A 13,638-nucleotide genomic window follows, 5' to 3' on the forward strand; every position below is an offset into this window, starting at 1 on the left:
TCCACCGAAGCGGATTGCGCCCGATACAGCTTCGAGTGTAGCGCAGCCCCTGTTTCGCGCGGGGGAGTACAGATGCCCCCGCACGCGCAGCACACAGGAAAAAGGGCGGCCGAAGCCGCCCCAGGGTCATGCGCCGGCGGCAACCGCCGGAAACATCACCTGCTTACTGCTGGTCTGCGCCACCCGCGGGGCGGTTGGTCTCGACCAGGATCATCGGACCCTGCTGGATCGGCGGCAGCGGCTTGCGTTCGCGCGGCACACGCGGCGGTGTGACGGCACGCGCGGCTTCTTCCTGCGCGGCTTGCAGCTTTTGCGCGTCTGTGTGGACCCACGTCATGCCGGCGTTGGCCAGCACGCTTTGCAGCGTCTCGATCGGCAGCGGCGAGGCCTTGGCCACCGTGCTCACCGGCGCGGGCACTTCGGCAAACGCCGTCACGATCGCCTCGTGCGTCACGTCGGCTGCCGGTGCCGGTGCCGGTGCCGGTGCCGGTGCCGGTGCCGGTGCCGGTGTCGCGACCGGTTCGACCGGCTGCGTTCTCGGCATCGCGGACACAGGCGCCACGGCTTCTGCGGCCTGCACGGGCTCGTGGACCACCGGCGCCGGCGCTTCTACGGGCGCCAACGAGGCGGGCTGCACCGGTTCCGTCACCGTGGCGGGCACGGCAGGCTCGGTGTAGGTTTCGCCAACCGCTTCCCTTTCGTCTGCGGTTTCCGCGCTTTCGCCCTCTGCGCGCACGCCTTCCGCGCCTTCACGGTCACGGCGATAGCGGTTGCGACCACGGCGACCGCGGCGGCGGCGCTCTTCGCCCTCACCCGTGCCTTCCGCCGGTGCGGCGCCTTCCAGGCCCGCGGCTTCTGCCAGCACCGCTGCTTCCACGGGCGGCTGCGGCACCTCAGCGGTACCCGTCGGGTCGATCAGGCCTTCCACGGTGGCGGCGGCTGCGGCGTGGGCAGCTTCCTTGGCTTGCTGATCGCGATCGCGGTTTTCGCGCGGCTCGCGGCCTTCGCGGGCCTCACGCGGCTCACGGCCCTCGCGGGGCTGGCGCTCGCGACGTTCCTGATTGCGTTCGCGACGGCCCTGGCCTTCACCTCGGACCTCCTGGCCCTGCTGCGGCTGGCGGGCGTCCGCAGTCTCCCGTGCAGCACTGTCCGCTTGAGCCGGCTGGCGGTTGCGGTCGCGGTTGCCCCGCTGGTTGTCGCGTTGTCCATCGCGCTGGCCCTGCTGTTGGCCCGCTTGTTGACCCTCGCGGGCCTCGTTGCGGTCGCGGCCTTGACGGTTGGCGTCGCGGCCGTTCTGGCCCTGGCGCTCGCCACGTTCGCCACGCTGGCCGTTACGCGCACCGCGCTCCTGGCGATTGCCGCGGCCCTGGCGGTTGCCGTCTTCCGCACGTTGCTTTGGTGCCTGGACCGGCGCAGCCACCACGGGCTCGGCCGGCTTGGCGCCAAACAGCGACTTCAGCCACGACACAAAGCCACCCTGGGCAGGCACCGGAGCGGGTGCCTGCGGAGCCGGGGCAGCCTCGGCGCGGGCCGGGCGCTCGGCGCGTGGCACCGACACGGGAGCGGGCTGCTCCGGCGTGATGCCCTTGACGGCCGCTTCCTGGCGCGGCTTGGCCGCTTCCTTGCGGGTGCTGTACGCGGTGTCGGCTTCCAGTTCCTTGGCGGCCTCTTCGGCCATCTTGTAGCTGGCCTTGTTGTCGTCCAGGCGGGGATCGTCGTGGCGCAGGCGCTCGAGCTTGTAGTGCGGCGTCTCCAGATGCTTGTTCGGGATCAGCAGCACATTGACCTTGAAGCGCGTCTCGATCAGGTTGATGTCCGGGCGCTTCTCGTTGAGCAGGAACGCAGCCACTTCCACCGGCACCTGGCAGTGGATGGCGGCGGTGTTTTCCTTCATCGCCTCTTCCTGGATAATGCGCAGCACCTGCAGGGCGGACGATTCGGTATCGCGGATGTGGCCGGTGCCGTTACAGCGCGGGCAGGTGACGTGCGAGCCTTCCGACAGCGACGGACGCAGGCGCTGGCGTGACAGCTCCATCAGGCCGAAGCGGCTGATCTTGCCCATCTGCACGCGGGCGCGGTCGTGGCGCAGCGCGTCTTTCAGGCGGGTCTCGACATCCTTCTGGGCCTTGCTCGACTCCATGTCGATGAAGTCGATCACGATCAGGCCACCCAGGTCGCGCAGACGGAGCTGGCGGGCGATCTCGTCGGCCGCCTCGAGGTTCGTGCGCAGCGCGGTTTCCTCGATGTCGGCGCCCTTGGTGGCGCGCGCCGAGTTCACGTCGATGGCGACCAGCGCCTCGGTATGGTCGATCACGATGGCGCCGCCCGAAGGAAGCATCACCATGCGCGAGTACGCCGATTCAATCTGGTGTTCGATCTGGAAACGCGAGAACAGCGGGACGTCGTCGCGGTATTTCTTCACCCGATTCATGTTGTCGGGCATCACCACGCTCATGAAGGCGCGGGCCTGATCGTAGATATCGTCCGTGTCGATCAGGATTTCGCCGATATCCGGCTGGAAGTAATCGCGAATCGCGCGGATCACCAGGCTCGATTCGAGATAGATCAGCAGCGGAGCCTTGTTCTCCTGCGCAGCGCCGTCGACGGCCTTCCACAGCTGCATCAGGTAGTTCAAGTCCCACTGCAGTTCTTCGGCCGAGCGGCCGATACCGGCGGTGCGGGCGATGATGCTCATGCCGTCCGGCACTTGCAGCTGCGCCATCGTCTCGCGCAGTTCCTGGCGGTCTTCGCCCTCGATGCGGCGCGATACGCCGCCGCCGCGCGGGTTGTTCGGCATCAGCACCAGGTAGCGGCCGGCCAGCGAGATGAACGTGGTCAGGGCCGCGCCCTTGTTGCCGCGCTCTTCCTTTTCCACCTGGACGATCAACTCCTGGCCTTCGGAGAGCGCATCCTGGATGCGCGCCGAACGCACGTCCACGCCATCCTTGAAGTAGGCGCGGGCGACTTCCTTGAAGGGGAGAAAGCCGTGCCGCTCTTCGCCGTAGTTGACGAAGCATGCCTCCAGCGACGGTTCGATGCGGGTGATGACACCCTTGTAGATGTTGCCTTTGCGCTGCTCGCGTCCGGCGGTTTCGATGTCGATGTCGATCAGTTTCTGACCGTCGACAATCGCGACGCGCAGCTCTTCCTGCTGCGTCGCATTGAACAACATGCGTTTCATTGCTACCTCACTCCAATGCCGTGCGTGCACGGCGCTTCATGGAGCACGCGAAGGCGGAGCGGGTGGTCAACGAATTGCCAAGGTGTCGGCCGGCACACAAGCGCGACGGGGCACGGGCGAAAGAAATGAGGGCGTTACACGCGTCACCATGGATGCCAGGGGCGGAATGCAACGGCGCGGTCGGCGCCGAGTTGCGCGTCCTGTCACTCGAGCCTCGGGCCCAGTGCGTTCCTTGTAGGGGCGGGCGGGCCGGCGGCGGCGAGTCGCGTGAAGCGACCACAAAGAGCGAATTGACGGACGGCCTGTCCGGGCGAAACCCGCGGCGGGCGAATCGGGCGGCGTGCTGCTTGTTGGAGTTTTGCCGCCGGACCGCCATGGCAATGCGGTAACCGGATGTTCAGCCGGCCGGCACCAAACTTGGTGCGGCAAGGGCTTCTTTCACCAAGCGGGCGCCGTATGGAGTTCCATTGGCGCCCGCCTTTGAATTCTGTTCTACCAGCTGCTCGTTCTACGCTGACCGACGTTGCCGACGTGATCTTTGGTTCACATCTTGCGCGGTGGGACAGCGGTGCGTGCTGCTTTCGTGCCGATCGGGCCGGCCACGTGACTAGCTTTGTAGCACAAGTGGGCCTCGGATCGGCAGATTCCGGACGGAAACGGTGGCTGTGTACAATACCTGTTGTTTCGTCCCGACCGGCTCTTGCTGGCGCTTAAACGACTGTCCAGCGAGAAAATTATATTGAAAATGAATGAGTTACGCCATCCATTTGATGGCCGCATTCAACAGGCGGTACGTGACGCACTCGACGGCAAATCCGTCGCCTATGTCGAGATCGGAGACGACGCCGAAGGGCAACGCATCGACAATTTCCTGATGCGCCTGGCCAAGGGTGTGCCTAAAAGCCATATCTACCGCATCCTGCGCTCCGGCGAGGTGCGGGTGAACAAGGGCCGCATCGACGCCGAATATCGCTTGAAGCACGGCGATCTGGTCCGTATTCCGCCGCTGCGGGTGGCCCGGCAGGCCGAAGCGCCGCGTGCGATTCCTGCCGCCGAATTCACGATCCTCCACGAAGATGCCCATCTGCTCGTGATCGACAAGCCCGCCGGGGTCGCCGTGCATGGGGGGTCGGGCGTGGCGTTTGGGGTGATCGAGCAGCTGCGTCAATCCCGGCCGGAAGCGAAGTTTCTCGAACTCGTGCATCGTCTGGACCGCGAAACCTCTGGCGTGCTCCTGCTGGCCAAGAAGCGCTCGGCGCTGGTGGCGCTGCATGAGCAGATCCGGGAAGGGCGTCTCGACAAGCGCTACTTTGCCGCGGTGAAGGGCGTGTGGCCGCACAAGCGCCAGCACATCAAGGCGGCGCTGCACAAATTCACGACGCCTGAGGGCGAACGGCGCGTCCGCGTGCAGGCAGACGGGCAGCCGTCGCACACGATCTTCAACAAGGTGGGGGTGTTCGGGTCGTACACGTTGCTCGAAGCGGAACTGAAGACCGGTCGCACGCACCAGATTCGTGTGCATCTGGCGCATGCCGGTTTCCCGATCCTGGGCGACGACAAGTACGGCGATTTTGCGCTGAACAAGGCGCTATCCCGCGCCAATGCGTCGCCACGGCTGGCGCGGATGTTCCTCCACGCACACCGTCTGCAACTCACACATCCGCAAAGCGGGGAAGTCGTCACTTTCAGCGCGCCGTTGCCAGCCGAGTGCGCCGCCTTCCTCAACGCTTTCCAATCTTCCGACTCTGATTCCGATGCCGCAGCAGCGCTTTGATCTGATCGTCTTCGACTGGGATGGCACGTTGATGGACTCGACGCCAGCCATCACGCGGTCGATCCAGCTTGCGTGCCGGGACCTCGGCCTGCCGGTGCCGGACGATACGCGCGCGAGCCACGTGATCGGGCTGGGCTTGCGAGATGCCCTCGAATACGCCGTACCCACGCTGGATCCGGCCGACTATGGCAAGCTGGCCGAGCGGTACCGCTTTCACTACCTGAGTCGTGACGCCCATCTCGTGCTGTTTCCGGGCGTGCGCGAGATGCTCGATGCACTGCGCCGGGACAACTATTTGCTTGCGGTGGCAACAGGGAAGTCGCGCGTGGGGCTTCAGCGTGCGCTCGAGGTCACCGGCCTCACCGGCGTGTTCGACAACACGCGCTGCGCCGATGAGACGTTTTCGAAGCCCCACCCGGCCATGCTGCTGGAGCTCACGCGCGATCTCGGCATGGATGTCGAGCGCACGCTGATGATCGGCGATACCACGCACGACCTGCAGATGGCCCTCAATGCCGGTGCTGCCGGGGTCGCTGTCACCTATGGCGCACACCCGGCGGACGTGCTGCATGCGCTCACGCCGCTGTACTGTGCGAAGTCCGTCTCCGACCTCCACCAATGGCTCTCGCAACATGCCTGACATCGCTGAACCGGTTCGTATCTGCGACAGCGGCGCGCTGGAGGACGGAGGCCGGGGTGTGCGGTTCCAGGTGGATGTGCGCGGCCGCCTCGTGAGTGCCTTCGTTGTCCGCTACGCCGGCGCGGTGCACGGTTATCTGAACCAATGTGCGCACGTGCCGATGGAGATGGACTGGCAGGAAGGTCAGTTTTTTGAAAGCTCGGGCCTGTATCTGATGTGCGCCACGCACGGCGCCATCTACGAACCGGACTCGGGCCGCTGCGTGGGCGGTCCGTGCCGTGGGGCGCATCTGTCCAAGCTCGATGTGGCCGAGCGCGATGGCGCGGTCTGGTGGCAGCCCGGTGCATTGTTCCGCGCGCCTGCCCCGACCCCGGCACCGCTGCCACAGGCATGACGCCGTGACCGACTCTTGCTCAATTTTTCTTGCTGCCTATGAACGACCCGATTCCCACGAAAGGGCCCGACCGCACACCGGATGACGGTGCGGGCAAGCCCGAAGCCCTAGAAATCACTCAGCACGCCGATCACCCGCTGGAAGCCGAACTACGCGATCCGGCCGCGGGAAAGCCGGCAGCCGGTTCTGCGGGCGCCGCATCGTCGCAGGCGGGCGGTTGGGAGCGCGAGGTGCTGGAAAAGGTCCTGATGGCGACCATCCGTGAACAACGCGCCGCGCGCCGCTGGCGGATCTTCTTCCGATTCGTGACGCTCGGGATCATCGGGGTGCTCCTCTACGCCTTCGCAAGCTTCGAGGGCGAGACCGTCAGCACCGGCCGCCATACGGCGCTGGTGACGCTCGACGGCGAGATCGCCGCCAATACGAACGCGAGCGCAGAAAACATCAACGCGTCGCTGCAGGCTGCCTTTGCTGACAGCAACACGGTCGGTGTGATCCTGAAGATCAATTCCCCGGGCGGCTCGCCCGTGCAGGCCGGCATGATCAACGACGAGATCCGCCGCCTGCGCGCGAAGCACAAGAACATCCCGCTGTATGTGGTGGTGGAAGAGATGTGCGCCTCCGGCGGGTACTACGTGGCGGCGGCTGCCGACAAGATCTATGTCGACAAGGCGAGTATCGTCGGCTCGATCGGCGTACTGATGGATGGCTTCGGCTTTACCGGCCTGATGGACAAGGTGGGCGTAGAGCGCCGTCTGCTCACTGCCGGTTCAAACAAAGGGATGCTCGATCCGTTCTCGCCCGTGCAGCCGCAGCAGAAACAGTACGCCCAGGAGATGCTCGACCAGGTGCACCAGCAGTTCATCGACGTGGTCAAGCAGGGGCGCGGCAACCGCCTGAAGGATGATCCGACCCTGTTCACCGGCCTGTTCTGGACCGGTGCGAAGGCGGTCGACCTGGGGCTCGCCGATGCCATCGGCAGCGCCGATTTTGTCGCGCGCAGCATCCTGAAGGCCCCGGATGTCGTCGATTACACCGTCAAGGAGAACTTCGCCTCGCGTGTGGCGCGCAAGCTCGGCACCGCGATCGGCGCCGGCGCGGTGAAGGCGCTGGCCAACACGGGTCAGCTCAAGCTGCTGATAAAGGAGTAATCAGCGCGCCAGCAGCGAAAAGATCGCCGGCCGCTTGTGCAGGTCGATGCGGTCGGTGCGCCAGTCGCTCACGGGTAGCGTGACGACCTGCTCCCTGGGCAGCGTCAGGTCCACGGCAATCGACAAGAGCGTACCGGGCGCGCAGGCCGCCTGGATGGCGTCGAGCAGCGCGCCGTTGCGGTACGGCGTCTCGATGAACACCTGGGTTTGCCCCACCGAGCGGGACAACTGTTCGAGCGCCCGCAGCCGGGTCTTGCGTTCGCCGGCATCGACAGGCAGGTAGCCGTTGAACGCAAAGCTCTGGCCGTTCAGACCGGACGCCATCACCGCGAGCAGGATGGAGCTCGGCCCGACCAGTGGTTTGACGCGGACGCCGTGCCGATGCGCAAGGCGCACGAGATTCGCGCCCGGATCGGCCACCGCCGGTACCCCGGCTTCTGACATGAGCCCTGCATCCTGCCCCGCAATCACCGGCGCCAGGAGCGCTTCGAGCTCCGAATCAGGCGTCTTGACGTTCAGTTCACGGATCGTGATGTCCTGCATTGGTCGCGCCAGCGGCGTGGTTTCGCTCAGTTTCTTGAGCAGCGCGCGCGCCGTCTTGGCGTGTTCGGCAACAAAATAATCGAGCCGCGCAGTGATCTGCTGAACACCAGGGGGAATCACGTCGGGCAGCGGGTCGGCTGCATCGCGCGCGCCGAGCGTGTTTGGAATGAGGTACAGCGTGCCGGCCATGGCTTATACGAAGAGCGGGTAATGCACGTTGCGCAGCATGCTGGTCAGCGCGATCAGCGGCAGGCCGACGAGGGCGGTCGGGTCCGACGATTCCACGCGTTCCAGCAGGGCAATGCCCAGCCCTTCGGATTTCGCGCTGCCGGCTACGTCGTACGGGTGCTCCAGGTGCAGGTACGCGTCGAGTTCCTCGTCGGAGAGGTTACGGAACGTTGCCAGCGTCCGAATATCGTCGCTCTGGTGCTGGCCGGTGCGGCCGTCGTACAGGCACAACGCGGAATGGAATGTGACGGTGCGGCCACGCATCCAGCGCAGTTGTGCCAGCGCTCGGGTGTGATCGCCAGGCTTGCCGACCTGTTTGCCGTCCAGCGTGGCGACCTGGTCCGACCCGATCACCAGCGCGCCGGGATGCACGGCGGCAACTTTCTCCGCTTTCTGACGGGCCAGTCGGAGGGCGGTCTGATCCGGTGATTCGCCTGGCGCGGGCGTCTCGTCGATGTCCGGCACCACGATCTCGAACGGCAGGCGCAGGCGTTCCAGCAGCTCCCGCCGGTAAGGGGAACTGGAGGCGAGAATCAGCGGCGGGCGCGAGGCAGAAGTCATAAGTGCTTGAAGATGCAGTGGATTTCGAGCGAAAACCTTTTGACGGCAGAGGTTTTTGATCGCTATAATCCCGCGTTTCGCGGTTTGGCCGCGCAGTGTCGCAAACCGGGCGCCGTGGCGCAAGGTGCGGCGCGCATCCGGTTCCGTGCATCAACAGCAACGCGTTTGGCAGGTTCGATCCGTGGATTTTCGTGCATTCGATCTTTTCGCGTTCATCCGCAGTGGTGAGCGGGCGAGCGGCACGGTCAATCTGACTGAAATGCCGCGTCTGCTGGCTGAGCAGGCGGCAGACGCCCCCGTTGACGCCGATACGCGGTTCCGTTGGCAGATGCAGGGCGCGATCCGCGAAGAAGCCACGGCGGGCGAGTCGGCCCGTCAGCGTCTCTTCGTCGATCTCGAAGTCGATGGCTCGGTCTGGCTGCAGTGCCAGCGCTGCCTGAAGGCTTATGGGCAGCCGTTGCCAGTGCGCACGCGTCTGGAAGTCGTTCGCTCCGAAGCGGAGGCCGATGCGGCTCCGTTGGACGACGACGAGGCGGATGTCATCGTCGGTTCGCGCACCTTCGATCTGATCACGCAGATCGAAGACGAACTGCTGCTGGCGCTGCCGGTGTCGCCGCGTCATGCTGTCTGTCCGGAAGGAATCCTGCCGGAAGACGTCGAACCCGAGAAAGAGCCGTCGCCGTTCGCGGTGCTGGCCAACCTGAAAACCAAACATTAGGCGCGCGCAATTGCGCGGGCTGATGGCAGTCCGTTTCACACGCCTACCGGAATGGCTACGCTCCGGCTCCGTGTGATGTGATAAAATCGATCAAATTGCTTAGGAGTCAGTCATGGCTGTTCAACAAAACAAGAAGTCGCCGTCCAAGCGCGGCATGCATCGTTCGCACGATTTCCTGACGACGGCCCCGATCGCTGTCGAGCCGACCACCGGCGAAGTGCACCTGCGTCACCACGTGAGCCCGAACGGCTACTATCGCGGCCGCAAGGTTGTGAAGACCAAGAACGACTGATGCGTTTTGCCAGTCCTCTGGCAAGCGTGTCCGGTTGGTCTGAACGCGAAGATTCATGATGCAAACAAAAAAGCGGCAAGCGAATTTGCCGCTTTTTTGCTGAACGGAGTCCGGCAGAGCGTACGGGTTTGTGTACCATACGCGCGCCAACGGCCGGAGCCGCACGTGAAACCGCAACTCAGACTCGCATGACCATCAAGCTTGCCATCGACTGCATGGGTGGTGATCACGGCGTTGGCGTGACGATCCCTGCAGCGATCCAATTCCTCGCCGCACACGAAGACGTCGAAATGCTGCTCGTCGGGCAGCCCGATGCCATTGCGGCGCAGCTCAAGCGCCTACACGCCACCGCGAACCCGCGCGTCCATGTCGTTGCCGCCTCCGAGGTGGTGTCGATGGATGACCCCGTCGAGATCGCGCTGCGCAAGAAGAAAGATTCGTCGATGCGCGTGGCCATCAATCAGGTCAAGGACGGTGCTGCGCAGGCGTGTGTTTCTGCCGGCAACACCGGTGCGCTGATGGCCGTGTCGCGTTACGTCCTCAAGACGCTGGACGGCATTGATCGCCCGGCCATCGCCACCGCCATCCCGAACGAGAAGGGCGCCGGCACCACGGTGCTCGATCTTGGCGCCAATGCCGACTGCGAGCCCGCGCACCTGCTGCAATTTGCGCAGATGGCGTCGGCGATGGTGTCGGTGGTCGAGCAGAAGCCGCGCCCGACGGTCGGCCTGCTCAACATCGGCGAAGAGGTCATCAAAGGCAACGAGGTGGTCAAGCAGGCCGGTGAGCTGCTGCGCGCCTCCGATCTGAACTTCTTCGGCAACGTCGAAGGCAACGATATCTTCAAGGGCACGACCGACATCGTCGTCTGCGACGGTTTTGTCGGGAACGTCGCGCTCAAGAGCACCGAAGGTCTCGCCAAGATGATCGGCGAGATGCTGCGTGAGGAGTTCAGCCGCTCCTGGTTCACCAAGCTGCTTGCCCTGGTGGCGCTCCCGGTGCTGTCACGCTTCAAACGCCGCGTGGACCATCGGCGCTACAATGGCGCCGCGCTGCTCGGCTTGCGTGGTCTGGTCATCAAGAGCCACGGCTCGGCCGATGCCTACGCGTTTGAATGGGCCATCAAGCGGGCTTACGACGCCGCGGCCAACGGCGTGATCGCCCGCATTGCGCAGGCTTTCGAATCGCACCACGACGCAGCCGGTGCTGCGCTCGTCTCTACGTCCACTCCGGCCGCCGACGCCGCCTGAACGCGTCGCCTCCGAGTCAGATTTCACCCCACCGCACATGACACGTTTCGCAAGGATCATCGGTACGGGCAGCTACCTGCCGCCCAAGCGGGTCACCAATGACGAACTGGCGGCCCAGCTGGCCGAGAAGGGCATCGAGACCAGCGATGAATGGATCGTCTCGCGCAGCGGCATCCGCGCACGCCATTTTGCTGAGCCCGATGTCGCGTGCAGCGATCTGGCCGTGAAGGCAGCCGAGCGCGCCATCGAAGCAGCCGGCATCGATCGCGCCGAACTCGATTTGATCCTGGTGGCGACGTCCACGCCGGATTTCGTCTTCCCGAGCACCGCTTGCCTGGTGCAGCAGAAGCTCGGCATCAGCAACGGTTGCGCCGCATTTGACGTGCAGGCGGTCTGTTCCGGCTTCGTCTACGCGCTGTCGACAGCCGACAAGTTCATCCGCTCGGGCGCGTACCGCAACGTGTTGGTGATCGGCTCCGAGGTCTTCTCGCGCATCATCGATTTCAACGATCGCACCACGTGCGTGCTGTTCGGTGATGGTGCCGGCGCCGTCGTGCTGCAAGCGTCCGACGAGCCGGGCATCCTGTCGACCGCCCTGCATGCCGATGGCAGCCACGCAAACATCCTCTGCGTGCCGGGCAACGTGGCCGCAGGTGCGATTCAGGGTAGCGCCTTCCTGTACATGGACGGCCAGGCCGTGTTCAAGCTGGCCGTGACCGTGCTCGACAAGGTCGCACGCGAGGCGTTGGCAGCGGCTGAACTGGACGCTTCGCAGGTTGACTGGCTCATTCCGCACCAGGCCAACATCCGCATCATGCAGGGCACGACCAAGAAGCTGGGTCTTTCGAACGAGCGCCTCATCGTGACGGTGGATGAGCACGGCAATACGTCAGCCGCTTCGATTCCGCTTGCACTCGACGTCGCCGTGCGCGACGGCCGTATCCAGCGCGGCCATCACGTGATGCTCGAAGGCGTGGGCGGCGGCTTTACGTGGGGCGCTGCGTTGCTGCGCTTCTGATCTCCCGATCGACGAATTTCCAGAACACACAATACGAGCCATGACATTCGCTTTCGTCTTTCCCGGCCAGGGTTCGCAATCGGTCGGCATGTTGAATGCCTTTGCCGACCACGCCGCCGTCAAGGAAACGCTGGCTGAAGCCTCGGACGCGCTGGGCCAAGACATCGGCAAGCTGATTGCCGAAGGTCCGGCCGAAGAATTGAACCTGACGACCAACACGCAGCCGGTCATGCTGACGGCCGCAGTGGCCGTCTACCGTGCGTGGCAGGCGGCGGGCGGCCCGGCGCCCACCGTCGTGGCCGGCCATAGCCTCGGTGAGTATTCGGCACTAGTTGCGGCGGGCGCCATCGCCTTCAAGGATGCCGTGCCGCTGGTGCGCTTTCGCGCGAAGGCGATGCAGGAAGCCGTGCCGGTGGGCGAGGGCGGCATGGCCGCGATTCTCGGCTTGTCGGATGATGATGTGCGCGCCGCCTGCGCTGAAGCGTCTGCCGCAGGCGTGGTCGAGGCGGTGAACTTCAACGCCCCGGCCCAAGTCGTGATTGCCGGTGCCAAGGCCGCCGTCGAAAAGGCTTGCGAAATCGCCAAGGCCAAGGGTGCCAAGCGTGCGCTGCCGCTGCCGGTGTCGGCGCCGTTCCATTCGTCGCTGCTCAAGCCGGCATCCGATCGCCTGCGCGAGTATCTGGCCAACGTGGCGGTCAGTGCGCCCGCCATTCCGGTCATCAACAACGTAGACGTGGCCATCGTGAATGATCCGGCTGCCATCAAGGACGCGCTGGTGCGCCAGGCCGCTTCGCCGGTGCGCTGGGTCGAGACGGTGCAGAAGATGAAGGCTGACGGCGTCACCCGCGTGGTCGAGTGCGGTCCGGGCAAGGTGCTGGCGGGCCTGACCAAGCGTATCGACGGCGACATCGTCGGCGATGCGATCTTCGATCCGGCTTCGCTGGAAGCTGTGCTGGGCCAACTCAAATAATCAACGGGATCCGTATGACCCAAGCATTGAACAACCAGGTCGCGCTCGTCACGGGCGCTTCGCGCGGCATTGGCCGTGCCATTGCGCTGGAACTGGCGCGCCAGGGTGCGACGGTGGTCGGCACGGCCACGTCGGAGGGCGGTGCGCAGGCCATCACGGCTTACTTTGCCGAAGCCGGCCTGAAGGGCGCGGGCGTGGTGCTCAACGTGAACGACGCCGCGCGCTGTGAAAGCGTCATTGACGAAACCATCAAGACGCATGGCGGGCTCAACATCCTCGTCAACAATGCCGGCATCACGCAGGACAACCTTGCGATGCGCATGAAGGATGAGGAGTGGGTCTCCGTCATCGATACGAACCTCTCCGCGGTGTTCCGCCTCTCGCGCGCCGTGCTGCGCCCGATGATGAAGGCGCGCGGCGGTCGCATCATCAACATCACGTCGGTGGTAGGGTCGGCGGGCAACCCGGGCCAGGCCAACTACGCGGCGGCCAAGGCTGGTGTGGAGGGCATGGCGCGCGCACTGGCCCGCGAGATCGGCAGCCGCAATATCACGGTGAACTGCATCGCGCCGGGCTTTATTGATACCGACATGACGAAGGTTCTGTCGGAGGAGCAACATACCGCGCTGAAGGCGCAGATTCCGCTGGGCCGCCTGGGTGCGCCCGAGGACATCGCCAGCGCGGTCGCCTTCCTGGCGTCGCCGGCGGCGGGCTACATTACGGGCTCGACGCTGCACGTCAACGGCGGCATGTACATGGGATAAGGAAGCCGTCCCGGCGGTGGTTGTGCGGGGCCTTGCGCATGCGCAGGTTCGTGCAAAATCACTGAATTAACAGGCTTTTAGCATCATATTGGGCGCAGTTCTTGCATGGTTTCCGGCGCGGTTTTTCGCCACGCAAACCTGCTAGAATGCGCGC

General features: G+C 64.9%; 13 protein-coding genes. 10 read left to right on the plus strand and 3 right to left on the minus strand.

What is annotated here, in order from left to right; genetic code table 11:
• Positions 1 to 163: 163 nt before the first annotated feature.
• Positions 164 to 3,181 (minus strand): Rne/Rng family ribonuclease, encoded by a 3,018-nt coding sequence (locus tag KHN96_RS07455; protein WP_115043984.1) that lies wholly within the window; start codon positions 3,179 to 3,181, stop codon positions 164 to 166.
• A gap of 745 nt (positions 3,182 to 3,926) precedes the next feature.
• On the opposite strand from KHN96_RS07455, the gene KHN96_RS07460 reads away from it, so the two are divergent.
• From KHN96_RS07460 to KHN96_RS07475, 4 genes are read left to right on the plus strand one after another with little or no spacing between them, the layout of a single operon-like run.
• A complete protein-coding gene (locus tag KHN96_RS07460) occupies positions 3,927 to 4,955 on the plus strand; it encodes an RluA family pseudouridine synthase (protein WP_062739318.1) in 1,029 nt (342 codons plus the stop codon).
• Positions 4,936 to 5,595: an HAD-IA family hydrolase gene (locus tag KHN96_RS07465; RefSeq protein WP_045786452.1), complete on the plus strand. Its 660-nt coding sequence runs from the start codon at positions 4,936 to 4,938 to the stop codon at positions 5,593 to 5,595. Before KHN96_RS07460 ends, KHN96_RS07465 begins: the two co-directional genes overlap by 20 nt.
• On the plus strand, positions 5,588 to 5,989 hold the full coding sequence (locus tag KHN96_RS07470; protein WP_045786453.1) for a Rieske (2Fe-2S) protein: 402 nt from the start codon (positions 5,588 to 5,590) through the stop codon (positions 5,987 to 5,989). Before KHN96_RS07465 ends, KHN96_RS07470 begins: the two co-directional genes overlap by 8 nt.
• A gap of 38 nt (positions 5,990 to 6,027) precedes the next feature.
• Positions 6,028 to 7,140, plus strand: coding sequence for a S49 family peptidase (locus KHN96_RS07475; RefSeq protein ID WP_062739311.1), 1,113 nt, complete (start codon positions 6,028 to 6,030; stop codon positions 7,138 to 7,140).
• Here KHN96_RS07475 and KHN96_RS07480 read toward each other — a convergent pair whose 3' ends face one another.
• Together KHN96_RS07480 and KHN96_RS07485 are read right to left on the minus strand one after the other, a co-directional pair.
• Positions 7,141 to 7,872: an SAM-dependent methyltransferase gene (locus KHN96_RS07480; RefSeq protein ID WP_062739309.1), complete on the minus strand. Its 732-nt coding sequence runs from the start codon at positions 7,870 to 7,872 to the stop codon at positions 7,141 to 7,143.
• A 3-nt stretch (positions 7,873 to 7,875) separates the two neighbouring features.
• On the minus strand, positions 7,876 to 8,472 hold the full coding sequence (locus KHN96_RS07485; protein ID WP_045786456.1) for a Maf-like protein: 597 nt from the start codon (positions 8,470 to 8,472) through the stop codon (positions 7,876 to 7,878).
• A 181-nt stretch (positions 8,473 to 8,653) separates the two neighbouring features.
• Between KHN96_RS07485 and KHN96_RS07490 the strand changes: the two genes are divergently transcribed.
• The 6 genes from KHN96_RS07490 to fabG all read left to right on the plus strand — a co-directional run bounded on the left by KHN96_RS07490 (position 8,654) and on the right by fabG (position 13,484).
• Positions 8,654 to 9,190, plus strand: a complete 537-nt coding sequence (locus KHN96_RS07490) for a YceD family protein (protein ID WP_062739302.1) — start codon at positions 8,654 to 8,656, stop codon at positions 9,188 to 9,190.
• A gap of 112 nt (positions 9,191 to 9,302) precedes the next feature.
• Complete coding sequence (gene rpmF, locus KHN96_RS07495; RefSeq protein ID WP_003268823.1) at positions 9,303 to 9,482, plus strand: 50S ribosomal protein L32; 180 nt, start codon at positions 9,303 to 9,305, stop codon at positions 9,480 to 9,482.
• 188 nt (positions 9,483 to 9,670) lie between these two features.
• The gene (gene plsX / locus KHN96_RS07500) at positions 9,671 to 10,732 is read left to right on the plus strand and encodes a phosphate acyltransferase PlsX (RefSeq protein WP_045786458.1); all 1,062 of its coding nucleotides are present in this window, start codon (positions 9,671 to 9,673) and stop codon (positions 10,730 to 10,732) included.
• 37 nt (positions 10,733 to 10,769) lie between these two features.
• Entirely contained in the window at positions 10,770 to 11,750 is a 981-nt protein-coding gene (locus KHN96_RS07505) for a beta-ketoacyl-ACP synthase III (RefSeq protein WP_045786459.1), read from the plus strand.
• 40 nt (positions 11,751 to 11,790) lie between these two features.
• Positions 11,791 to 12,720, plus strand: a complete 930-nt coding sequence (gene fabD / locus KHN96_RS07510) for an ACP S-malonyltransferase (RefSeq protein ID WP_045786460.1) — start codon at positions 11,791 to 11,793, stop codon at positions 12,718 to 12,720.
• Positions 12,721 to 12,734: 14 nt separating this feature from the next.
• Complete coding sequence (gene fabG, locus KHN96_RS07515) at positions 12,735 to 13,484, plus strand: 3-oxoacyl-ACP reductase FabG (protein ID WP_045786461.1); 750 nt, start codon at positions 12,735 to 12,737, stop codon at positions 13,482 to 13,484.
• Positions 13,485 to 13,638: the final 154 nt, after the last annotated feature.

Origin of the sequence: Ralstonia mannitolilytica (genome assembly GCF_905397375.1) — a bacterium.
In the GTDB taxonomy this organism is placed as follows: Bacteria; Pseudomonadota; Gammaproteobacteria; order Burkholderiales; family Burkholderiaceae; genus Ralstonia; species Ralstonia mannitolilytica.

Coding starts and splice junctions, on each gene's coding strand:
- KHN96_RS07480 (WP_062739309.1), bottom strand. CDS start 7,872: ATGGCCGGCACGCTGTACCTCATTCCAAACACGCTCGGCGCGCGCGAT.
- fabD (WP_045786460.1), top strand. CDS start 11,791: ATGACATTCGCTTTCGTCTTTCCCGGCCAGGGTTCGCAATCGGTCGGC.
- KHN96_RS07455 (WP_115043984.1), bottom strand. CDS start 3,181: ATGAAACGCATGTTGTTCAATGCGACGCAGCAGGAAGAGCTGCGCGTC.
- KHN96_RS07485 (WP_045786456.1), bottom strand. CDS start 8,472: ATGACTTCTGCCTCGCGCCCGCCGCTGATTCTCGCCTCCAGTTCCCCT.
- KHN96_RS07465 (WP_045786452.1), top strand. CDS start 4,936: ATGCCGCAGCAGCGCTTTGATCTGATCGTCTTCGACTGGGATGGCACG.
- plsX (WP_045786458.1), top strand. CDS start 9,671: ATGACCATCAAGCTTGCCATCGACTGCATGGGTGGTGATCACGGCGTT.
- KHN96_RS07460 (WP_062739318.1), top strand. CDS start 3,927: ATGAATGAGTTACGCCATCCATTTGATGGCCGCATTCAACAGGCGGTA.
- rpmF (WP_003268823.1), top strand. CDS start 9,303: ATGGCTGTTCAACAAAACAAGAAGTCGCCGTCCAAGCGCGGCATGCAT.
- KHN96_RS07470 (WP_045786453.1), top strand. CDS start 5,588: ATGCCTGACATCGCTGAACCGGTTCGTATCTGCGACAGCGGCGCGCTG.
- KHN96_RS07475 (WP_062739311.1), top strand. CDS start 6,028: ATGAACGACCCGATTCCCACGAAAGGGCCCGACCGCACACCGGATGAC.
- KHN96_RS07505 (WP_045786459.1), top strand. CDS start 10,770: ATGACACGTTTCGCAAGGATCATCGGTACGGGCAGCTACCTGCCGCCC.
- fabG (WP_045786461.1), top strand. CDS start 12,735: ATGACCCAAGCATTGAACAACCAGGTCGCGCTCGTCACGGGCGCTTCG.